21 protein-coding genes are annotated in these 19,572 nt (G+C 64.2%); 10 read left to right on the top strand and 11 right to left on the bottom strand.

All coding sequences use genetic code 11. The annotated features are described in order from the left end of the window. Position 1 precedes the first annotated feature (1 nt). The 5 genes from ASD05_RS17035 to ASD05_RS17015 are packed head-to-tail and all read left to right on the top strand — an operon-like array spanning position 2 to position 5,265. Positions 2 to 1,768 (top strand): ABC transporter permease subunit, encoded by a 1,767-nt coding sequence (locus tag ASD05_RS17035; RefSeq protein ID WP_235508012.1) that lies wholly within the window; start codon positions 2 to 4, stop codon positions 1,766 to 1,768. Continuing rightward, complete coding sequence (locus tag ASD05_RS17030) at positions 1,765 to 2,472, top strand: ABC transporter ATP-binding protein (RefSeq protein ID WP_056594887.1); 708 nt, start codon at positions 1,765 to 1,767, stop codon at positions 2,470 to 2,472. The genes ASD05_RS17035 and ASD05_RS17030 overlap by 4 nt, the downstream gene beginning before the upstream one ends. A gap of 4 nt (positions 2,473 to 2,476) precedes the next feature. After that, a complete protein-coding gene (locus ASD05_RS17025; RefSeq protein WP_056594885.1) occupies positions 2,477 to 3,475 on the top strand; it encodes an asparaginase in 999 nt (332 codons plus the stop codon). A gap of 22 nt (positions 3,476 to 3,497) precedes the next feature. Then, entirely contained in the window at positions 3,498 to 4,640 is a 1,143-nt protein-coding gene (locus tag ASD05_RS17020) for a transporter substrate-binding domain-containing protein (protein WP_056594883.1), read from the top strand. Between the two features lie 4 nt (positions 4,641 to 4,644). Next, positions 4,645 to 5,265 carry an ANTAR domain-containing response regulator gene (locus ASD05_RS17015; protein ID WP_056594881.1) on the top strand — a complete coding sequence of 207 codons (621 nt, stop codon included), beginning with the start codon at positions 4,645 to 4,647 and terminating at the stop codon, positions 5,263 to 5,265. Positions 5,266 to 5,315: 50 nt separating this feature from the next. Here ASD05_RS17015 and ASD05_RS17010 read toward each other — a convergent pair whose 3' ends face one another. The 7 genes from ASD05_RS17010 to ASD05_RS16980 form a co-directional block, all read right to left on the bottom strand. Further along, positions 5,316 to 6,347 carry a porin gene (locus ASD05_RS17010; RefSeq protein WP_056594880.1) on the bottom strand — a complete coding sequence of 344 codons (1,032 nt, stop codon included), beginning with the start codon at positions 6,345 to 6,347 and terminating at the stop codon, positions 5,316 to 5,318. Between the two features lie 280 nt (positions 6,348 to 6,627). Next, the gene (locus ASD05_RS17005; protein ID WP_056594878.1) at positions 6,628 to 8,541 is read right to left on the bottom strand and encodes a CocE/NonD family hydrolase; all 1,914 of its coding nucleotides are present in this window, start codon (positions 8,539 to 8,541) and stop codon (positions 6,628 to 6,630) included. Beyond that, positions 8,538 to 10,130 carry an ABC transporter substrate-binding protein gene (locus tag ASD05_RS17000; protein ID WP_056594876.1) on the bottom strand — a complete coding sequence of 531 codons (1,593 nt, stop codon included), beginning with the start codon at positions 10,128 to 10,130 and terminating at the stop codon, positions 8,538 to 8,540. Before ASD05_RS17000 ends, ASD05_RS17005 begins: the two co-directional genes overlap by 4 nt. An 11-nt stretch (positions 10,131 to 10,141) precedes the next feature. Then, positions 10,142 to 11,128, bottom strand: coding sequence for an ABC transporter ATP-binding protein (locus ASD05_RS16995; protein WP_056594956.1), 987 nt, complete (start codon positions 11,126 to 11,128; stop codon positions 10,142 to 10,144). Between the two features lie 14 nt (positions 11,129 to 11,142). Next, the gene (locus tag ASD05_RS16990; RefSeq protein ID WP_056594874.1) at positions 11,143 to 12,129 is read right to left on the bottom strand and encodes an ABC transporter ATP-binding protein; all 987 of its coding nucleotides are present in this window, start codon (positions 12,127 to 12,129) and stop codon (positions 11,143 to 11,145) included. Positions 12,130 to 12,137: 8 nt separating this feature from the next. Further along, a complete protein-coding gene (locus ASD05_RS16985; RefSeq protein ID WP_056594872.1) occupies positions 12,138 to 13,046 on the bottom strand; it encodes an ABC transporter permease in 909 nt (302 codons plus the stop codon). After that, positions 13,043 to 14,017: an ABC transporter permease gene (locus ASD05_RS16980; protein ID WP_056594870.1), complete on the bottom strand. Its 975-nt coding sequence runs from the start codon at positions 14,015 to 14,017 to the stop codon at positions 13,043 to 13,045. Before ASD05_RS16980 ends, ASD05_RS16985 begins: the two co-directional genes overlap by 4 nt. A 241-nt stretch (positions 14,018 to 14,258) precedes the next feature. On the opposite strand from ASD05_RS16980, the gene ASD05_RS16975 reads away from it, so the two are divergent. Continuing rightward, a complete protein-coding gene (locus ASD05_RS16975) occupies positions 14,259 to 15,245 on the top strand; it encodes a LysR family transcriptional regulator (protein WP_082572106.1) in 987 nt (328 codons plus the stop codon). Positions 15,246 to 15,417: 172 nt separating this feature from the next. Here ASD05_RS16975 and ASD05_RS16970 read toward each other — a convergent pair whose 3' ends face one another. Genes ASD05_RS16970 through ASD05_RS16955 form a run of 4 tightly spaced genes read right to left on the bottom strand, consistent with a single transcriptional unit; the run spans position 15,418 to position 16,497 of the window. Then, on the bottom strand, positions 15,418 to 15,651 hold the full coding sequence (locus tag ASD05_RS16970) for a hypothetical protein (RefSeq protein WP_056594868.1): 234 nt from the start codon (positions 15,649 to 15,651) through the stop codon (positions 15,418 to 15,420). A 19-nt stretch (positions 15,652 to 15,670) separates the two neighbouring features. Then, a complete protein-coding gene (locus tag ASD05_RS16965) occupies positions 15,671 to 16,015 on the bottom strand; it encodes a hypothetical protein (RefSeq protein ID WP_056594866.1) in 345 nt (114 codons plus the stop codon). Continuing rightward, entirely contained in the window at positions 16,012 to 16,263 is a 252-nt protein-coding gene (locus ASD05_RS16960) for a hypothetical protein (protein WP_056594864.1), read from the bottom strand. Before ASD05_RS16960 ends, ASD05_RS16965 begins: the two co-directional genes overlap by 4 nt. A gap of 6 nt (positions 16,264 to 16,269) precedes the next feature. Next, positions 16,270 to 16,497 carry a hypothetical protein gene (locus ASD05_RS16955; RefSeq protein WP_235508002.1) on the bottom strand — a complete coding sequence of 76 codons (228 nt, stop codon included), beginning with the start codon at positions 16,495 to 16,497 and terminating at the stop codon, positions 16,270 to 16,272. Between the two features lie 92 nt (positions 16,498 to 16,589). Between ASD05_RS16955 and ASD05_RS16950 the strand changes: the two genes are divergently transcribed. The 4 genes from ASD05_RS16950 to ASD05_RS16935 all read left to right on the top strand — a co-directional run. Further along, on the top strand, positions 16,590 to 16,781 hold the full coding sequence (locus ASD05_RS16950; RefSeq protein ID WP_056594860.1) for a hypothetical protein: 192 nt from the start codon (positions 16,590 to 16,592) through the stop codon (positions 16,779 to 16,781). A 69-nt stretch (positions 16,782 to 16,850) separates the two neighbouring features. Next, on the top strand, positions 16,851 to 17,540 hold the full coding sequence (locus ASD05_RS16945; RefSeq protein ID WP_056594858.1) for an SOS response-associated peptidase: 690 nt from the start codon (positions 16,851 to 16,853) through the stop codon (positions 17,538 to 17,540). A 181-nt stretch (positions 17,541 to 17,721) separates the two neighbouring features. Continuing rightward, positions 17,722 to 19,077, top strand: coding sequence for a hypothetical protein (locus tag ASD05_RS16940; protein ID WP_056594857.1), 1,356 nt, complete (start codon positions 17,722 to 17,724; stop codon positions 19,075 to 19,077). Between the two features lie 250 nt (positions 19,078 to 19,327). Next, on the top strand, positions 19,328 to 19,572 hold a 245-nt coding region (locus ASD05_RS16935; protein WP_157610141.1), incomplete at its 3' end, for a hypothetical protein.

The following is a 19,572-nucleotide window of genomic DNA, read 5'->3' as shown; positions in this document are numbered from 1 at the left end:
GATGGCACGGGTCCGGTCCGGGCGTGGCCTGCTCGTTCTCGGCACATTGGGCCTGCTGTTGATCGTGGTGGGGCCATGGGTGTTCGATACCTATCTGCTGAACATCCTGATCAAGTCGTTCTTCTTCGCGATCGCCGCAATCACCGTCGACGTGCTCTGGGGCTACACGGGCTACCTGACCTTCGGGCAGTCCGCGTTCTTCGGCATCGGCGCTTACGCTGCGGGACTCGTGTTCACGCACAGCGGGTTCTCGGCCTCTACCGTGCTGCTCGCGCTTGGAGCGGCCGTGCTGGTGACGGCAGCCGTGGCGGGGCTGGTCGGCTGGCTGTCGTTCTACCGGGGCGCTTCACCGTTCTTCGCCACTGTCATCTCGCTCGTGCTTCCCATCGTGCTGACGCAGCTGCTGCTTTCCGGAGGCGCATGGACGGGTTCCAGTTCCGGGCTGACCGGCTACGAAACCTTCGATCTTTCCCTCGAAGCCTGGTACTGGATCGCCGGCGCAGCCCTGGTCGCGGCAGGTCTTCTGGCCTGGATGGTGGTGCGCAGCGATGCCGGTCGGATCCTCGCGGCCATACGGGACAACGAGTCCCGATGCTCCTACCTCGGTATCAACGCGCCGCTCGTGAAGATCGCCCTGCTGGTCGCAACCGCGGTCATCGCCGGCCTGGCCGGTTTCGGCTACGGATCGTTCAGTGGGGTCGTTGCGCCCGAGCTCACCGGTTTCGTCGTTGGCACCGAACTCATCATCTGGGTCGCTCTCGGCGGTCGCGGCACGCTGTGGGGTCCGCTGATCGGCGCCGTACTGATCAACGTGGCCACGGCCTACCTGAGCAGCAGCATGCCTTTTGCGTGGCAGCTGATCCTCGGCGTGGCATTCGTGCTGGTCATCGTGCTGCTGCCACAAGGATTGGTGCCCCTGCTGCTCAGGCCGCTGGGTCTGGGTCGCCAAGCCTCGAAAGTCCCGACTCTTGCCGAACGGGCGATCACCGAGAAGCCGGCGGCATCGGCCCATCCCGCGTTGTCGATGCGCGGCGTCACCAAGAGCTTCGGCAGCCTGAAAGTCCTGCAAGGCATCGACCTCGAGGCAAAAGCGGGTGAACTGCTGGGCCTCATCGGGCCCAACGGAGCGGGCAAGACCACGCTGATGCGCTGCATGAGCGACGGCGCAGACCGGACTTCGGGGGAGGTGGAACTGTGCGGGCATGACATCGGCCTGCTGCCTCCCGACGCATGCGTGCGTTTCGGCTTGGGCCGGAAGTTTCAGAACGCCAACATCTTCGAATCGTTGACGGTTGCGCAGTGCCTGCGGATCGCCGGGACGATTCTCGACAAACCGTCGCTCGTACGGTGCGACGACACACTGAAACTGCCGCCCTATGCGCTCGACGTGGTGCGGACCACGGAACTCGATCGCAAACTCGGCGTGATCGCGCGGGACCTGTCGCATGGAGAGCAGCAGGCCCTGGAGTTGGCGATGGTCCTGGCGCTGGAGCCGCGGATCGTGCTGCTCGACGAGCCCACGGCCGGTTTGACCAAGACCGAACGCACCCAGATCGGCATGGTCCTGTCGTCCCTCGCGCACCGCTACGACCTGTGTTGCCTCCTGGTGGAGCACGACCTCGACTTCGTCGAGGAAATCGCGACGCGGATCGTGGTTCTTCATCAAGGCACGATCGTCATGGAAGGCAGCTTCCAGGAGGTCGTCAACTCCGAGTTGGTCAAGGCCATCTATGCGGGCAGCACACACACACCGAAGGAGACCCCATGAACCAGGCTGGCTTGCACCTGAACGCGGTGACCAGCGGCTACAAGACCTCGGTCGTCCTGCGGAATCTTTCCCTTGCGATTGCCCCGGGCGAAGCCGTCGCGCTGCTTGGAAAGAATGGCATGGGCAAGAGCACCTTGCTCAAGACGGTCATGGGCTACCTGCCCAAGAAGGGCGGCACGGTCCGGTTGAGCGGAGAGGACATCACCCGGCTCGCGCCTCACAGGATTGCCCGCATGGGCATTGCCTATGCGGCCCAGGAGAAAGCGCTGTTCACCGACCTCAGCATCCGGGACAACCTGTGCCTGGGACTGGCCAGGGAGTCGGTGTTCGACGAGCGTTTTGCCGAGATCGAACCGGTCTTTCCGGTCTTCGGCTCCAGGCTCAAGCAGTACGCCGGCACGCTTTCCGGCGGGGAGCAGAAGATGCTCTTGCTCGCGCGTGCGCTCATGATGCGGCCAGCGGTGATCCTGCTCGACGAGATCACGGAAGGCTTGCAACCGTCGGTGATCGATCGCCTGGCGAGCGCACTGCTTTGGGAGCGAAAGCAGCGCGGCACCACGATGCTGCTCATAGAACAGAACGTTCCGTTCGCCTTGAAGGTCGCGGACCGCTTCCTGGTCCTCAAGCAGGGCGAGATCGTGGACGAAGGCGACGCCAAGGCGGGCGACGCGTCCGATCGGGTCTTCGGCCATTTGCGGGTGTGATCACATGACAGCCGCCACGCAAGCACCGCCACCACTCTGCCAGTTCATCTCGACGGGCGGAACGATAGCCATGAAGATCGACCCGGCCAGGAAAGCACCGGTTCCTGCACTGTCCGGAGACGACCTGCTGGCCACGGTTCCCGGTCTCACGGCCATCGCGACATTGCGCGTGAACAACCTGTTCAACCTGCCCTCGGACTACATGGGCCCCGAGCAGTGGACGGCGCTCCATCGCGTCGTCGCGGAATCGCTGGCACTGGACGATGTCGCGGGTGTGATCATCTCCCATGGGACGGATACCCTGGAAGAGACGGCCTGGTTCCTCGATCTGACCATATCGAGCCGCAAACCCGTGGTGTTGACCGGCGCGCAACGCAACGCGTCGACACCCGATTTCGACGGTCCACGCAACCTGCTCAACGCTGCGCGTGTCTGCGTCGACCCCGAGGCAATCGGCAAGGGAGCGATGGTCGTCCTCAACAACCAGATCAACGCAGCCCGCGACGTCACCAAATCGCACACGTCGGACGTCGAGGCGTTCAAGTCGGGCGACTTCGGCTTCCTCGGCACCGTCGACGACGACAGGGTTGTTTTTTCCCGCGCGCCCCTTCGTCGGCAGCACGTGGCCCTGGTCGGTGAACTTCCCGAGGTGGCGATTGTCTCGATGTACGGTGGCGCGGACGGTTCGCTCATTCGTCTAGCGGCCAAGGCCGGAGCCAGAGGAGTTGTCGTGCAGGCCCTGGGTTGGGGGAACGTAAGCCACGCGATGTACGAGGCCATCGACGAGGTGATCCGCGCCGGTGTTTGCGTGGTGATCTCGACGCGAGTACAAAATGGCCGGGTGAGACCGGTCTACGGCTTTGCAGGCGGGGGCAAGACGCTCAAGGAGATCGGGGCGATCTTCGCGGACGACCTGAGCCCGCAGAAGGCGAGGATTCTGCTGATGCTCGCTCTGCAGGGCCCCACCTCCGGTGCGGCGCTCCAAGCCTTGTTCGACCGTTAGACGCAACATTGGATGAACCGCGATGGCAATTGATGAGTCTTCGTCCGCAGACTGGCGCATTGGCGTTCTGTTCTCCCGCTCGGGAGCAACCGGCGTCACGGAATCCGAGCATTTCTTTGGCACGGCGCTCGCGATCGAGGAGATCAACGCCCAGGGAGGCGTGCTGGACCGAAAACTGGCCCCCATTGCATACGACCCCAGGGGTGACTCGGCGGAATACCGCCGTCTGGCCACTCGCCTGCTGATCGATGACGAGGTCAACGTCATCTTCGGATGTTCCCGATCCTCGAGCCGCAAGGCGGTATTGCCGGTGATCGAACGCAATAACGGACTGCTCTGGTACTGCTCGTTCTATGAAGGCTTCGAGTATTCGCCCAACGTGATCTATACGGGGGCCGTTCCCAACCAGAACAGCATGCAGCTCGCGGCCTATCTCCTGCGCAACAAGGGCTCCAGGTTCTTTCTGGTCGGCGCCGACTATATCTATCCGCGCGAGTCGAACCGGATCATGCGGGACATGGTCGAGCAGCATGGCGGCGAGATCCTCGACGAGGTCTACCTGCCGATCGAAGCCACCGAGGCGCAACTTGAAGAGATCGTTCGCGACATCGTCGACCTTCAGCCGGACGTGGTGTTCTCGACCGTGGTGGGTGAGGCGGCCAGGCTGTTCTACCGGCTCTATCGGAGGCACGGCCTCGATCCCGCGCGGATGCCGATCGCAAGCCTCTCGATGGCCGAAGAAGAGGTCCGGCTGATCGGCGCTGAGCTGTGTGAAGGCCACATCACGTCCGCGACGTACTTCAACTCGCTCGACAACGAGAGCAACAAGCGGTTCCTTGCCTTGTGGCGTGAGCGCTTCGGCGACCGACCGACCAGCACATGGTCGGAGATGGCATACAGTCAGGTCCACCTTTTTGCGCGTGCGCTGGAACGCGCCGGGAGTCTCGATACGGGCAGGCTCGTGCAAACAGCGCACGCCGTGACCTTCGATTCGCCCGAAGGCCCTCTTTCGATCGACGCAGAAAACAACCACTGCTCGCTGACGCCGCGAATCGGCGTATGCCGAAGCGACGGGCAGTTCGAGGTCGTATGGGAAGGCAAGGGGCCGATCAAGCCGGATCCGTACCTCTCGACGTTCGGTTTTTCCGAGTTCTGGCTGAGTTGAAGCCGTGAGCAGCATTCGCCGCCTCTACGAAGACCTGCGAAGCATCAGCGTCGCTGTCGTCTACCCGCCCGGTGAAGAGCGGGAGGTGCTGATCGATCAGCTCAAGCGGATCGGCTGCCGCCTCAGAATCGTGTGGCCATTCCCCCCCGAGCCGCCCCCCGGCGCCGATGTCATCTTCTTCCAGGTTTCTCAAGAGCTGCAGGGCAGTTCGACCTGGTGCGCCAGCTCGGTCGATGCGACCCTGATCGCGCTTTCGGACTACGAAAGCCCGACGACATTGAAACTGTTGCTCGATACCAGCGCGCATGGCGTCATCACGCGACCGTTTCGATCCTCGGGCATCCTGAGTACGCTGGTGCTCGCGCGATCGGCGCAGGGATTCCAGGCACGGCTGCAAGGCAAGGTTCGCAAGCTCGAGGACACGATCAAGTCGCGCCGGCAGATCGAAAAGGCGATCCGCGTGCTGTCGGAGAGCCAGCAGCTTTCCGAAACGCAGGCCTACGAACACATGCGCACTCGGGCCACCACGTTGAGGGTGACGGTCGCGGAGGTTTCGGCCATGATCATCGAGGCGCACGAAGCAATGGAGAAGCTGGGCCTGGGGCGACCCGGCGCCAAGTCCTGATCGACTCTTCCGCTGCACGGCGGGCTTATCGATCGGGCGTGCTGTCACCTTCAGAAGTTGTGCTGAATGCCGATGCCCGCTGCGCGTACCACGTCATTGGCAACGCGATTGTTCGGGTCGCTTCGATCAAGGAAGGCGTACAGGTTGGTGCGCTTGCTCAAGTTGTAGAGGTAACCCACCTGGAATCGCTTGAGCTTGGCATCACGATTTGTCTGGACGTCCTTGGTCATGTAGTTGCCCACGAGCTTCCCATTCCCTAGATCCCAGGATGCGCCGATGTAATGGACATCCGTCTTGCTTCGCGAGGTCGGACCGCCCTGCGTGTTGTCCCGGTTGAAGAGCACCCATGCACGGACAGAACCGAAGTCGTAGGAGGCGACAGCCATCCACTTGTCCTTGACGTCGTTGACCAGTGCGCCTCCGCGCTTCTTGTTCTGCCCGTAGCCTATGCCGAGGCCCAGCGGGCCCCCGCCTTCGCCATAGCTGAGCGATACGTCGGCTTGCTTGTAGTCGCTTTCGAAACGCACGGGCTTGTTGGCGGCCTCCGGGATTCCGTCGCCGTTGAGGTAGTAGCCCGCGCGGAAGACGAAGTTGTTGACAATGGGACTCGCGTAGCCGATCGCGTTCGATTCACGCGTTCGTGCGTTCAGGATCGAGGTGCCCACGGCAGTTGCACCGGCGTCGTGGATGACGAACTCCGTATGGCGCGTGACGAGTGCATACAGCGGTGTCCTGGTGGGCGTGGCTGAGTCGAGGCGGCCGACAGCGACGGCGCCGAAGCCACCAGCCAGCCCTACGTAGGAGTTCCGGAACGCGGGTGTGGAGAGGTCGCCCGTGTCCGATGAAACGCCCATCTCAAGGCCGAACTGGGCTTTCAATCCATCGCCGAGGTCCTCCACGCCCCGGAATCCAAGACGCGAGGCATTGCTGGTCATCTGCTTCGAAGAAGTCGGGCCCGCCTTGACAAAGTCAATGCTGGTGTCGATCCGCCCGTAGATCGTCACCGACGATTGAGCCGCAACCGTCATGGGCACCGCTGCACAGGCGGCAATGGTGACCACACACGCCGAATACCGTTTCATAGTTCCTCACTCCACAAAGATATTGAATCGGCATCGCTGACACAGCCGCTGCACGGTTTCCCCCGCAGCGCGGCTACCAGCGCGAGCCAGACTGGTTGCCGCTGGAATGGCTCAAGTTGGAATTGCGGCCCCGACGTTCGAGGATTTGTGACTGCGGCTTCTCAAGGGTGTTTTCACAAGGTGTTCCCGCAGGAATGGCAAAGCGATGGACAAAAGGAGTCCCTGCCGCCTGCGGATCGCGCGCAGGCGGTGAGCGGTTCGGAGGTGAAGAGGTGGAGGGTTAGCTGCTGGTCATGGCAGCAGGCAGCGGCAGCAGGGCCTGCGGTTCAGCTACGCACAGCGTGACTTCGGAGGGGTAGCTCGGCGACAAATGCAAAGTGTTCAGCGCCACGCGCTTCTCGCGCGCATCGGCGGCGGATTCGCCGCTGTTGGGGTTGACGTCATACTTCGGAAAATTGCTGCTCGCGATATCGAGCCGGATGCGGTGACCGCGCTTGAACAGATTGCAGGTGGCAAACGGTTCGATGGTGATCGCGTAGACCTTGTGCGGTTCGAGCAGGCTGGCCTTTTCCCAGGATGCGTGGAAACGGCAGCGGAAGATCCCGTCCGTCAGGTTCAGGGCGTAACCCTCGGGATAGTCGGAGCTCGGAGGGTAGACGTCGACCAGCTTCGCGGTGAAGTCAGTGTCTGGGCAGTCTGAGGAGATGAACAGCCTGACGGTGACCGGGCCCGCTACGGCGAGGTCCTGCTCGAGCGGTGCGGTCTGGAACACCACGACGTCATCGCGCGAGGCCAGCGGCAGGCCGGGCTGCTGTACGCCGAAAAATCGCTCGTCTTCGCGCTGGTCGAAGCCGCCGCCCGCGAACACGGGCTGGCCTGACGTCAGCGATCCTCCGATGGTGGGAACGGGACGGCGCGGGTCGGACTGATATCGGATCTGCGCGCCTTCGGTGGTCGGCAAGGTGTCGTTCAGGCTGCCATCGGCGTGCAGGTAGTAGACCGTGGGCAGTGCCTGCGGCACAGGCCAGGCGTCGGCCTGTACCCAGGCACCTCCGTGGTCGAACCGGCCTTCGGGATTGCGCCGGCCACTGCCACCGCCCATGAGGAACAGCCGCACAGCCGGTTCGACCACGGTGTCCTGGGCATGTCCCTGCAGCCAGCGCCGGAACCACGCCAGACGAAAGCTCAGCCAATGGGGCGCGACGTTGCCGTCGAACTTGGCGCAGGGGCCGAACTCCGCATCGCCACTGTGGGTGGTGTTGCGGTCGCCGTGCAGCCAGGGCCCCAGGATCAGGCGAACCGGTGACTGCCTGCCGGCGGTCAGGCCCGCATGGTTCTCCAGTGTCGTTCTCACATAGGCGTCGTACCAGCTCGACATGAGCACCACTGGAATATCGGGAATGGCGTCGTAGTAGCCCTCGGCGTAGATGCCAAGCTGGCGCCAGGAAGCGTCGAAGGTGTCCGCGCGCCATTGTTCGAACAGGTAGTCCTCGTATTCCGGCACCGCGGACAGCGGCGAATGGCCGGGCCGCCACGGCATGCGCGAGAACCATTGGCGGATGTCCTGTGCCTCGAGCGCTGCCAGCGTGACCGGATCCTGTTGCGCGGCCGGGCTGAGCTTGGCTTGCTTGAACGCCCATGTGGCTTGCTTGAGTTCGAAAGCGCCGGACTGCCGGATGCCGCACTGGTAGCCGTTGGAAAAGCCGCCCGAGTCCAGCACCATGCAGGCCAGTCCCGGCGGGTTCAGGCAAGCCAGGGCCAACTGCGTGTGTGCGGCATAGGACAGCCCCATGGTGCCTACCTTTCCATTGCACCAGGGCTGCGCCAAGATCCAGCCGAGCGTGTCGAAGCCGTCCGGCCCTTCTGCCAGGTACTTGGTGAAGTGGCCCTCGGAGCCGTAGCGTCCGCGGCAATCCTGGTACACCACGGCGAATCCGTGTTCGACGAAGTAGCGGGCCACTTCCGGACGGGGCACGCCGAGCCGATCGCCGATCTGTTCGGCCCGCGAGATGCCGGACTTGTCGTAGGGCGTGCGTTCCAGAATGACCGGCAGAGGCGCATCCAGGCCCGGTCGGTAGCCGGCCGGCAGGTGCACATCGGTGGCCAGGCGCACGCCGTCGCGCATCCTCACCATCTGGTCTTGCAGCACGTCGACGGCGCGCGCAAGGGAAATCGTGGCGTCAGACTGGGTCATTTCGCTTCCTGGATGTACAGCATGGAGGTGCGTTCGAGCTTGTTGGCGCGAATGGTCGTGCCGTCGCGCGCAGCCCAAAAGACCACCGGGAAATACAGCGGCACGATGCCGGCGTCGTTGAACCCGGCCTCGGCGGCCTGGCGCAGGAGCGCGTTCCGGAGTTCGGGGTCGAACTCCACAGCGGCGTGCGCCAACAGGCGGTCGAGTTCCGGGTTGGAGTAGCGCGCGCGGTTGAACGCGCCGGTCCCTGCGGCCTTGTCGTAGGTGGCCAGCACGTTGGTCAGCCCGTTGGTGGAGTCGCCTGTGGTGTTGCCGTAGGAAAAGATGAAGGCGCTGTATTGCTGCTTGCCGCTGGCGCCCGCATAGACGTTGTAGGGCTGGGTCACCACGCCGTTGATGCGCAGCCCGGCTCGCGCCATCATCTGTGCGAGGGCTTGGGCCAGGTCGCTGTCGCTGGCAAACCGGTCGTTGGACGAGTGGATGGTCAGCCCGAAGCCACGGGGGTAGCCCGCCTCGGCCAGCAGCGCGCGCGCGCCGGCGGGGTCGTAGGCCGGCGCCGGCAGCGTCGGCGTGTAGCCGCCCAACCCCTCGGGGACCATCTGTCCGGCGGGTACGCCCGCACCGCTGAGCAGGCGCGTGGTGATTGGCTCGCGCATGAACATTTTCGAGATGGCCTGGCGCACGCGCACGTCCTTGAGCGGATTGACCTGCATGGGTTTGCCCTCGGTGTCGGTGACGAAAGGGGTCACGTCGCGCGCCGAATCCAGCGCCAGGTAGATCAGGCGCGCCGACGGCGAACTGAAAAGCGTGAAGCCCCGTTTGTTTTTCAGGTTCTTTGTATCGGTGGGCGGCACGCTGTCGATCAGGTCCACGGAGCCGGACAGCAGCGCTGAGATGCGCGCAGCGTCGTTCGAGATGTAGCGGATCACCACGCGCTCGAAGTCGGGCCGGGCTCCCCAGTAGCGCTCGTTGCGTTCCAACTCGAGGCTGTCGCCGGGCTGCCAGCGCTTGAATCTGTAGGGGCCGGTGCCGACGGTCGCCGCGCCCGAGTTGAAGTCTTCGGAGCGCTTTCCCTGCGCCGCATGGCGCGACACGATGTAGACAAGGCCGATCTGCTCCATCAAGTCCGGCGTGGGCTCCTTGGTGCGAATGCGCAAGGTCAACGGGTCCACGACCTGGATGTGGGCGATGGTGCGCACGGCCCCGGTGAAAGGCGCCGGGCTGTTGGGCACCTTGGAGGCGCGGTCCAAAGAAAACACCACGTCGTCGGCGGTGAAGGGTGAACCGTCGTGGAACTGCACACCCGGCCGCAGCCTGATTTCCCAGAGCGTGGGCTCCAGCACGCGCCAGGAGAATGCCAGGCCGGGACGCAATTGCATGTTCTCGTCGCTCGAGACCAATCGCTCGAAAATGTTCTCGGCGGCGGCCTGGTTGTTGCCTGTGCGCGAGAACAATGGATCCATCGACGACGGTTCGCTCGAATGGCCGATGGTCAGCAGCGGCCGCGCGGAGGAGACCGTCGAGGCCAGCAGCGCCAGAGTCAGGGCAGCGTACAGCGCGCTGCGGACCAGGGTGAATGTGGGTTTCATGATGGAGTGGCTCATGGCGCGTTGTCGAGGAGGTGGCACGCGGCCTGCTGACCTGCGCCAAGCTCGCGCAGCAGCGGCTGCTCGGTCTTGCACCGCTCCGTGGCGTGGGGACAGCGCGGATGGAAATGGCAGCCTGCTGGCGGATTCAGCGGCGACGGGATTTCGCCCTTGATCGCATGAAAGCGTCGTTTCCGGTTCGACAGGCGCGGCACTTCGTCCAGCAGCGCCTGCGTATAGGGATGGCGGGGCGCCTTGAAGACCTCAGCGGTGGGGCCCGACTCGACGATGCGGCCCAGGTACATGATCACCGTGCGATCGCTGATGCGCTGCACCACGCCCAGATCGTGGCTGATGAACAGGTAAGTCAGTCCCAGGTCGCGGCGCAGATCCATGAAGAGGTTCAGGATCTGGGCCTGGATGGAGACATCCAGCGCCGCGATCGACTCGTCGCAGATCAGGAATTTCGGCTTGACGGCCAGCGCACGGCCGATGCCGATGCGCTGGCGTTGACCGCCCGAGAACTGGTGCGGGAAGCGGTTGCGGAAGTCCGGATCGAGTCCCACGCGCTGCATCACTTCGACCACGTAGTCATCGCAGTCGCGCCGGGCGACGATGCCGTGCGCCCGCGGCGCCTCCCCGATGATGTCGCGCACCCGTTTGCGCGGATTGAGCGAGGACATCGGGTCCTGGAAGATCATCTGCGTGTCCATGCGCTGGGCGTGCGCCGCGCGCCCGGCGAGGCCGGCGAGATCGCCGGCCGGCGTCTGGATCGTGCCCGAGGAGGCAGGCAGGAGCCCGGCCAGCACACGGCCCAGCGTGGATTTGCCGCATCCGGACTCGCCCACCAGGCCGACAACTTCGCCTTGGTGAATGGTCAGGTCGATGCGGTCCACGGCATGCACGGTGTGCGAGGCGACCTTGGCGCCCAGCAGGCCGGCGAGGCGTTCGGCGTAGTCGGGGCGCTTGACGAACAGGCGCGACACCTGGCTGGCCTGCATCAGGATCGGTGTGTTCACAGCAGTGCTCCTGTCTGGGGGTGGAAGCAGCGGTGGCTGCGGCCGCCGCCTGAGTCGAGGGGAGGCTGCTCCGTGCGGCACCGCTGCGAGGCATGTCCGCAGCGCGGGTTGAAGGCGCAGCCCGGCGGCAGCGCGAGCGGCGAGGGCGCCATGCCAGAAATCTGGTAGAGCCGGTCGCCTGCACGATCATTGCTGGGCACTGAACCGATGAGGCCGATGGTGTAGGGGTGGCGCGGGTGATCCAGGATGTCGTCGGTGTCTCCGGATTCGACGACACGTCCGGCGTACATCACGCAGACGCGATCTGCCAGGCCTGCGACCACGGCCAGGTCGTGGCTGATCCATACCATCGCGGTCCCGGTCTGGGCGCACAGCTTCTGCATCTCGGCCAGGATTTGGGCCTGGATCGTCACATCCAGTGCGGTCGTGGGCTCGTCGGCGATGATCAGGTCGGGCTTGTGCAGCATGGCGATAGCGATGGCCACCCGCTGGCGCATGCCCCCGGACAGCTGGTGTGGATAGGCCTTCATGCGTTCTGCTGGCGAAGGGATCCCCACGGCCGCCAGCGTGTCACGCGCCCGGTCCCACGCCGCCTTGCGGCTGCAGCGTTCGTGGCTGAGCACGGTCTCGACCATCTGGGTCTCGATGCGAAACACCGGATTGAGGGTCATCATCGGGTCCTGGAACACCATGGCGATGCGGTTGCCGCGCAGCTGCCTGAGTTCTTCCCTGGACAAGCTCGCCAGGTCGGTGCCCTTGAACAGGATCTGGCCGCCGTCGATGCGCCCGGGGGGATCGATCAGGTCCAGGATAGAGAAGCCGGTGATGGATTTGCCCGAACCCGATTCGCCGACCAGGCCGAGGATTTCTCCGGGATTCACGTCGAAGCTGACATCGTCCACGGCGCGCACGAGGCCTGCGCGTGTGTGGAACCAGGTGCGCAGGTTGCGCACCGAAAGCGTGGGGACAGTGGTTGAAGACATGGGGCTTCCTATTTCTGCAGGCGTGGATTGAGAGCCTCGCGCACGCGATCGCCCACGATGTTCATGGTGAAGACCACGGCCAGCAGCAGCACGCCGGGAAACACGCTGATCCAGTACAGCCCCGCCAGCATCTGCTGGTAGCCGTTGGCGATCAGCAGACCCAGCGATGGTTCGGTGACGGGCAGGCCGATGCCAAGGAAGCTCAGCGTGGCCTCGGCCGCGATGGCATTGGCGGTCTGGATCATCGCGATGACGATGACCGGCGGTAAGCAGTTGGGCAGCAGCTGTGAAAAGAGGGCGCGACGGTGGCTCAGCCCCAGGCAGAGTGCCGCCTCCATGTACTCCTTGCGACGTTCGACGACGGCGGTGGCGCGCACTGCGCGGGCGAAGTAGGCCCATTGCACGACCACCAACGCCAGGATCACCTTGTCCACGCCCTGGCCCAGGATGGCCAGCATCATCAGCGCCACGAGGATGGTGGGAAAGCCCAGCATCAGGTCGACCAGCCGCATGATCAGCGCGTCGACGCGGCCGCCGAAGTAGGCCGCGGTCAGGCCCAGTACGGTGCCAACGACCATCGCGAACAAGCCGCTGAGCACGCCCACGCTCAGGCTGGTACGAAGGCCATACATCATCGCCGAGAGCATGTCGCGGCCCTGGGCGTCGGTGCCGGCCCAGTAGACGTCGCCGTAGACGCCATGGCTGCCCGGAGGCATGCGGCCGTCCAGGATGGAGATGGCGGCCAGGTCATAAGGATTCTGCGGCGCGATCCAGGGCGCGAGGATCGCCGCCAGGACCAGCACCAGGAAGACGACCGCGGCAATGGTGGCAGGACGGCTGTCAAGCACGCCGTGCACCGCCTGGCCGAACGTGGTGTTGCGGCTCGGCAGCAGCTTCTTGAGGACAGGTGAGTTCATTCGGAGGCTCCCACGCGGACACGGGGATCCAGGACGGAGTAGATGATGTCCACCAGCAGGTTGAGCAGGATGAACATGGCGACGACGATCAGCAGGTAGGCCACCACGACCGGGCGGTCGAGCTTCATGATGCTGTCGATGATCAGCTTGCCCACGCCGGGCCAGGCGAAGATCGTCTCGGTGACGGTAGCGAAGGCGATCAGCGAGCCGAATTCCATGCCCACAACCGTCACGATCGGGATCAGGATGTTCTTGAGAACGTGAACGTAGATGACGCGCGACTCGCGCAGTCCCTTGGCCCGCGCGAACTTCACGTAGTCCAGCGGCATGGTCTCGCGCACGCCGCTGCGTGTCAGGCGCACGATCAGCGCGATCTTGAAAAGCGCCAGATTGAGGGCCGGCAGGATGAGATGCCGGATGCCGTCCCACGACGCGAGGCTGGTGTGTATGCCCAGGATCTCGCCCATGGCACCGCGTCCCGTGGACGGCAGCCAGCCGAGCGTGACCGAAAAGATCAGCACCAGCATGATGCCCTGCCAGAAGTTGGGCAGGCTGAAGCCGAGAATCGAGCCCGTCATGATGCCGCGGTCGAGGGCGGAGTCGGGCCTCAGGCCGGCCACCAGGCCCAGCGGCAAGCCGATCAGCAGCGCCAGCAGCAGAGCCACGCAGGCCAGTTCCAGCGTGGCCGGCAAGCGCTGCAGAATCAGTTGGATGGCCGGCTGGTTGAAAACGAACGAGTTGCCCAGGTCGCCCTGCAGCGCGTTGCCCACGAACTTCAGGTATTGCAGATGCAGCGGAAGATCCAGGCCTAGCGATTGGACGGCCTGAGCGATCTCAGCCTGCGATGCGTCGGCGGGCACCAGGATCTCGATCGGATCGCCGATGGCGTACACCCCTGCAAACACGATCAGCGAAGTCAGTACCAGGATCACCAGGCTCTGACAGAGCCGGCGAATGATGAAAGCGGTCATGGCGCGCTGCAGCGGCCGACATGGTGATGGGGAATGGCGTACATCTTGCTCTCCTTGCCGGTCGTTGCCGGCGCTATTCGCATGCTTAGGGGGGATTCGCGGATGACCAGAATCCGAACCGGGCGAATAATCCCGTGATAACGCGGGCCACGCAACGCTATGCAGAACCGGTATTCGGCTATGCGAATTGAGACAAAGCAGGTGTTAACCCTGGGCCCTATTGGCGCGCATTCCAGACTCCATGAATTTCAAGCAACTCGAAGCGTTCCTCGCCTTCATGCACACCGGCTCGACCATCGAGGCTGCGCAGCGCTTGGGGACGTCGCAGCCTGCCGTCAGCCGCCTCCTGAGCCAATTCGAGGACGATCTCGGAGTGCCGCTCTTCCTGCGCCGAAAGGGCCGCTTGCATCCCACTCACGAAGCGGAGGTCCTGTTGCCGGACGTGCAGAGCATGGTGTCGGGCGCAGGGTCGCTGCAGCGCCATGTGAACCAACTGCGGCTGGGTGGAAAGCGCCGAGCGCTGCTACGCGTGCACATGCCCAGCACGGTTGCGCAAGCGGTCATGCCCGCAGTGGCGCAAGCGTTCCTCAATGACCACCCTGACGTCGCTCTGGAGGTGGTGGCCGGAACCTATGAAAGTGGCGAAGTGGCTCTCCTGGGCCGCGAGACCGATCTGGCACTGGTGCGTTCACCGCCGCTCAATTCCGGCCTGTCCATGGTGCTCGAGTTCGCCACCGAAGCCGTCTGCGTCATGGCGGCGGGACATCCCCTGCAAGTCCTTGAGACGGTCTCCAGCGCCGATCTGGTGGATGTCGACCTGGTGTTGCTGGGACGACAGCGCTCATTGCGCCAGCAGATCGACCAAGCCTTTCGGAAAGCGCGGATGATGCCGCAGATTCGCGCAGAGGTGCACTCCGTCGAGATGGCGTGCCGCTTCGTTGCTCAGGGGCTGGGCATTTCCATCGTGAACGGCCTGTTCGCTCATCTATGCCAGGACATGGGCGTCATCTGCCGCCCGTTCCGGCCCCGCATCGACTACCTCCTGGGCATGGCGACGCTGGCCGGGCAGAACCCCGATCCACTCATAGCTGAAATGGCAGCCCGCATTCTGGACGCCATGGCGCACCGTGCAGGGGCTGACGCCTTCACTTTACTAACATCGAACCCCGGCAATGCACCTGTCGGCGATGGCACCTGCATCGCGAACGTGGGGGCAATCCCACCTTGATAAATATGATCTGCGGCGCAATGAGACTCGTGCCAAGTCAACAAAAGAAAACCCGCCGAAGCGGGTCAAAGGGGCAGAGCTGGGGTGCTCTGCCCGGGAGGAGCTGCCGCGGGGCGACAGCAATGCGTTTATCTCATGGCATCGCACTTTCGTCGCGGACGAAGTTCACGCTTCACGACGAATGCTGGTGAATCGATTGGCCACGCCGTATCTCGACGGGGCCGATCCCGTCGTAAATCACTTCGTTGGTCTTCAGCGAGGTCACTGTCCAGCGCTCGCCCGGCGTGACCTTGTAGTCGCCGGGTGCCATCGGCAATTCGCACTCTTCGTGCACGTCCTTGCCAAGCCAGGACGGCATGCGCAGGATGGTGGTGATCTGATCGTGGAAAAAATCGGTTTGGCTCATCACGGGATTGTCGGGGAGTTCACCGCGAGGGCGAGACTGTCGATAGCTCGTAGCGCTCGCGGATCTCTGCGTCGCTGACGGGCGACTCCGATTGCAATTCGCAGACCCATTCCTGGACGAACCAGCAGTAATCCTCGCACTCGTAGCCGCTGAACTTCAGCTCGCTGCCACCCGCTGACATCAAACGCGGCTCGAAGAGCTGCAACCTGCCGGTTTCGCCTCCGTCAACAGTCAGAACGATGACTTTCCGCTCGTCCGGCGCCTCTCTCACCCCAGTGGTGAGGCTCCCGGTGACGCATGTCGCTTGGCGGTTCCAAGGCAGGATTCGTCCCTTGGTGCGCCTGGCCCAGACCTTTACTTTCATTGCCTGCCCGTTTCCCTGCGCGGTGGCTTGGGCATCAGTCCGGGCATCTGGTGCATCACTGCGCGGACGTGGTCGCCCGCGTTGCGGTCGTAATCGCCGTAGAGGTCACCGATGCGCGCGCAGCGGCCGGCTACATAGTCAGCGAAGTCGCGCAGGGTGGGGCGCATGGGCTCTGCCGGCCCGAGTTCGCCTGCCCTGCGGGCCATCAGCAGTAACTCGTCCTCGAGCGGAATATCCGGATCTGCCATGCGCCCTCAGAACGGCAGATCCTCGGGTTCGGCCGCACGGGCCTGCACCCACTCAGGGGAGTCCACTTCGACGACTCGGTGGACTGGCTTCGGCGTCCGCTTGAAATCCTTCAGCGCGATCTTGATCGGGTCCTTTTTCCGATACAGCGGATACAGACGGTCCCCCTTCGTCACGAGGCTTTCGAGGTCGGCGGCGCCATCGGCCAGGTTCACCCATTCAAAGGCGAAAGTCATGACCCAATCGGGGCAGGGCTTCACAGTTCTCTTCGGCATGGCTACTCCTAAAGTACTGGTTAAATGTACAGTGTTTGGAGTAGACTTCAAGCATGGACAATATGCCGGCGAACCTCTGGATTGCCGCCTGCGCGCACCGGTTGCAGCAGCAGTGGCACACCGTCGACCCCCTCGACTTGGAGGATGTCGCGCGCGATCTGTGGCGCGACGAGCGACTGCGAGCGATGCCGCCTGAAGAGGCGGCGGTGGACTGGCTGAAACCTCTTTGCGGGGCGGGCAACTAGGAGTGCTGGGCCTGTCGCGCTCTTGGCGGTTGGCCGCCAGAATGGGGCCATGGCCTGGAGGACGAATGCATGTGCACCCGCTACATCTCCCCGGAAGTCCGCGAGATCGAGGCCTTTTGGCGAATTGATCGCAGAAGCAATCAGCGGAAAGACTGGGAGAACCTGCTGACCGTGTGTCCGTTGGCGCTCGCCACGTTCATCCGGCGGGCCGACGAGGTGGACTACGCACGCGAGTTGGTCGTGGGGCAGTGGGGAATGATCCCGCCATGGTCGAAGACCCACGTCCCGACAACCGCTCGGGGCACGCGCATGAGCACCGTGAACGCGCGCACCGAGGGCGTGGAGAAATCGCCGACGTTCAAGGACGCCTGGGCCCGTGGCAAGCGCTGCATCATTCCGGCCACCAGCTTCGACGAGCCGAACTGGGAGACGGGCAAGAACGTCTGGTGGCGCTTTCGGCGTGCGGATGGGGCGCCGTGGGGCCTCGCAGGGCTCTGGAACACATGGACCGACCTCGATACCGGCGAGCTGTGGGACAACTTCGCGATGCTCACCATGAACGCCGACGCACATCCGTTGATGGCGCGCATGCACAAGCCCGACCCCACGCTGCCGCCGGATCAGCAGGACAAGCGCTCGGTGATCCCGCTGGAGGCGAATGACTTCGACCGCTGGCTGACCTGCACGGTCGAGGAGGCGAGGGCGATGCTGAAGGTGCCGCCAGTCGAACTGCTCGATGCCGGTCCGGTAGTCGCGTAGGCGGGTACGCAGGTAAGGTCTGGGGGGTCAGCTCAGGTCTGTGCCGAAGCCGAAGCCGAACACGTTGCCCGTCGGTCGCCATGTCTGTGACCCTCTGTGGCGCGAGCTGCCAGGCGGCCGCCCAAGGCGCTGGGCCGGTGCGTTCTAATTCGATTTCCTGAATCTCCCCCAAGAGCTATCGATGCAAATCGGCGTTCCCGCGCTTCCCGCGCTCGGCCTCGCACCGCGCTTCCCAGCGATCAAGTCTTACCTCAAGGCCTACTTCCTCAACTTCGACAACTGGCAGGACGAGGAACTGGCCAGGCTGCGCCGCTACGCACAGGAAGGTGCCGGCTTTCCTTACGCCAGCGCGAAGGACGGTTACGACTATCGCTTCGCGCAACGGGATCTCGATCGCTGCGCTTGGTCGATCCGCTGGCACGCCATCCAGATGGCGCTGGACACCAGCGGCGGCAAGAAGAAAAAGGCGAAGACGCCGCCGCGCGATGCCGCTGCGGCCGTAGCCTACTTCCAATACCTCGTGGACAAGGGTCATCCGGTACACGGCCAGAAGCACATGATGCTGGCACTGCGGTCCTGCTTCGAAGACCATCCTGAGACCTCCATGACGGATCCTGCTTATGCGGCCAAGCTCGACGGCGAGGTGTCGGAAGCCGAATACCGGATCGTTCGGCACATGCTTCTGGAAGGGTACGCAGCGCCTGACATCAGAACGGCGATGCTGGGGCATGCGCCTTTCTTGGCGGCACGCAAGAGCTCCGGTGGCAAAGCGTATGTCTTAGAGACCGTGACCCGCGCCGATGCGGATCCCCAACTTCACGAATGGCGCGCTGAGCAAGCCGCCGCTACCGAGGGCGCCGACGCGTTCCGCGCCTCCCTGTCCGGCGACTGGCAGCGCGCGTGGCGGCAGTCCGTCGCGTACGAGTACTGGTCGTGTCGCATGGCCGAACATGGGGACCTTCCGCTGCTGCTTGACACCGTCTGCTGCGCGACCGCAAACTGCATCGCCCTCGGCTGGACCGACTGGGCGCTGAAACTGGCGGGCGCTGCGCGCCAGCGCCTGGAGACCGGTGCATTCGAGGACTATGACGCCGGCAAGCGACCGTTCAGCCAGCGCCGCCTGCAGTACTTCGTGCTGCGCCTTGTCGAAAGCTGGCAAGGCTGGCCCGCCGCCAAGTTCCCACTGCAGGCTTTTGACGAACCTTTGTACGAAGCGCTGCTCGCCACCTGGCGCGAGCCTGACCCCGCGCGCATTGCGCCGCTGCTGCTCGCCGCGTGCGATCGGCACACGCACGTCGCCAGGCTGAGCTCCAGCTCGCAAGTGCCCGACCTGGACAGCCGTCGCTTCTGGTACGACCCTTTCGAGATCCATTTGGTGCTGACGCTGCGCGGGCTGCACGGCCTGGGCAATCCCGTGCTGCAGCATCCGCTGCTGGAGACACCGCTCGGCGCGGTGGCCGAGCCGGCGCCGCTGTACACCGACGAACTTCTTGAAGGTGTACTGGCCCGGACCGGAGAGGAGTTCCCGGGCCTGTAGTGCAGGCCGGCGCGTTTGAGCATCACCGAAGGCGTCTTTTGCCCCCGGCAGGCCGCCCAAACGAAGCGACAGTGCCGCGCCTTCACCGCCGGAAGCCGAGCGTCTACTTGTCCGCCGGCACGAAGAAACCTGCGAAGCCCGTCCTGGTGGCGAACTTGTCCTGGCGGCAGCGCGCATCTTGCGGATGCGGTGGAGATGCGACGGCCTCGCGTTGCGCCGCCATGGGCAGGCATCGCAGTGCCAACGCGCGATGACGCCCGAGGAGGAGGAGGAGGCAGCACTGGCGGCCATGGACGCCGAGCGCGACCGGCTGGCCGAGGCTCTCGAGACGCTGGAAGCGCAGGGCGACGATCCCGACGCGGCGCACGCCAAGGAGGAGGTCGATGCCGAAGCCGAGGCGCAGCGGTTGTCGAGCGCGCTCGACGATCTGGACGACCGGATCGAAGCGGCGCATGCCGCGTTGCTGGCATGGACCTCCGAGCAGATGGCATGCGC

This window comes from Variovorax sp. Root434 (assembly GCF_001426595.1).
Classification (GTDB): Bacteria; Pseudomonadota; Gammaproteobacteria; order Burkholderiales; family Burkholderiaceae_C; genus Variovorax.
This window is presented reverse-complemented; position numbering and strand designations above follow the sequence as displayed.

Excerpts from the sequence above, each read along its gene's own strand:
- ASD05_RS17035 (WP_235508012.1), top strand. The coding sequence starts at position 2 with ATGGCACGGGTCCGGTCCGGGCGTGGCCTGCTCGTTCTCGGCACATTG.
- ASD05_RS17030 (WP_056594887.1), top strand. The coding sequence starts at position 1,765 with ATGAACCAGGCTGGCTTGCACCTGAACGCGGTGACCAGCGGCTACAAG.
- ASD05_RS17025 (WP_056594885.1), top strand. The coding sequence starts at position 2,477 with ATGACAGCCGCCACGCAAGCACCGCCACCACTCTGCCAGTTCATCTCG.
- ASD05_RS17020 (WP_056594883.1), top strand. The coding sequence starts at position 3,498 with ATGGCAATTGATGAGTCTTCGTCCGCAGACTGGCGCATTGGCGTTCTG.
- ASD05_RS17010 (WP_056594880.1), bottom strand. The coding sequence starts at position 6,347 with ATGAAACGGTATTCGGCGTGTGTGGTCACCATTGCCGCCTGTGCAGCG.
- ASD05_RS17005 (WP_056594878.1), bottom strand. The coding sequence starts at position 8,541 with ATGACCCAGTCTGACGCCACGATTTCCCTTGCGCGCGCCGTCGACGTG.
- ASD05_RS17000 (WP_056594876.1), bottom strand. The coding sequence starts at position 10,130 with ATGAAACCCACATTCACCCTGGTCCGCAGCGCGCTGTACGCTGCCCTG.
- ASD05_RS16995 (WP_056594956.1), bottom strand. The coding sequence starts at position 11,128 with ATGCAGGCCAGCCAGGTGTCGCGCCTGTTCGTCAAGCGCCCCGACTAC.
- ASD05_RS16990 (WP_056594874.1), bottom strand. The coding sequence starts at position 12,129 with ATGTCTTCAACCACTGTCCCCACGCTTTCGGTGCGCAACCTGCGCACC.
- ASD05_RS16985 (WP_056594872.1), bottom strand. The coding sequence starts at position 13,046 with ATGAACTCACCTGTCCTCAAGAAGCTGCTGCCGAGCCGCAACACCACG.
- ASD05_RS16980 (WP_056594870.1), bottom strand. The coding sequence starts at position 14,017 with ATGACCGCTTTCATCATTCGCCGGCTCTGTCAGAGCCTGGTGATCCTG.
- ASD05_RS16975 (WP_082572106.1), top strand. The coding sequence starts at position 14,259 with ATGAATTTCAAGCAACTCGAAGCGTTCCTCGCCTTCATGCACACCGGC.
- ASD05_RS16970 (WP_056594868.1), bottom strand. The coding sequence starts at position 15,651 with ATGAGCCAAACCGATTTTTTCCACGATCAGATCACCACCATCCTGCGC.
- ASD05_RS16965 (WP_056594866.1), bottom strand. The coding sequence starts at position 16,015 with ATGAAAGTAAAGGTCTGGGCCAGGCGCACCAAGGGACGAATCCTGCCT.
- ASD05_RS16960 (WP_056594864.1), bottom strand. The coding sequence starts at position 16,263 with ATGGCAGATCCGGATATTCCGCTCGAGGACGAGTTACTGCTGATGGCC.
- ASD05_RS16955 (WP_235508002.1), bottom strand. The coding sequence starts at position 16,497 with ATGACTTTCGCCTTTGAATGGGTGAACCTGGCCGATGGCGCCGCCGAC.
- ASD05_RS16950 (WP_056594860.1), top strand. The coding sequence starts at position 16,590 with ATGGACAATATGCCGGCGAACCTCTGGATTGCCGCCTGCGCGCACCGG.
- ASD05_RS16945 (WP_056594858.1), top strand. The coding sequence starts at position 16,851 with ATGTGCACCCGCTACATCTCCCCGGAAGTCCGCGAGATCGAGGCCTTT.
- ASD05_RS16940 (WP_056594857.1), top strand. The coding sequence starts at position 17,722 with ATGCAAATCGGCGTTCCCGCGCTTCCCGCGCTCGGCCTCGCACCGCGC.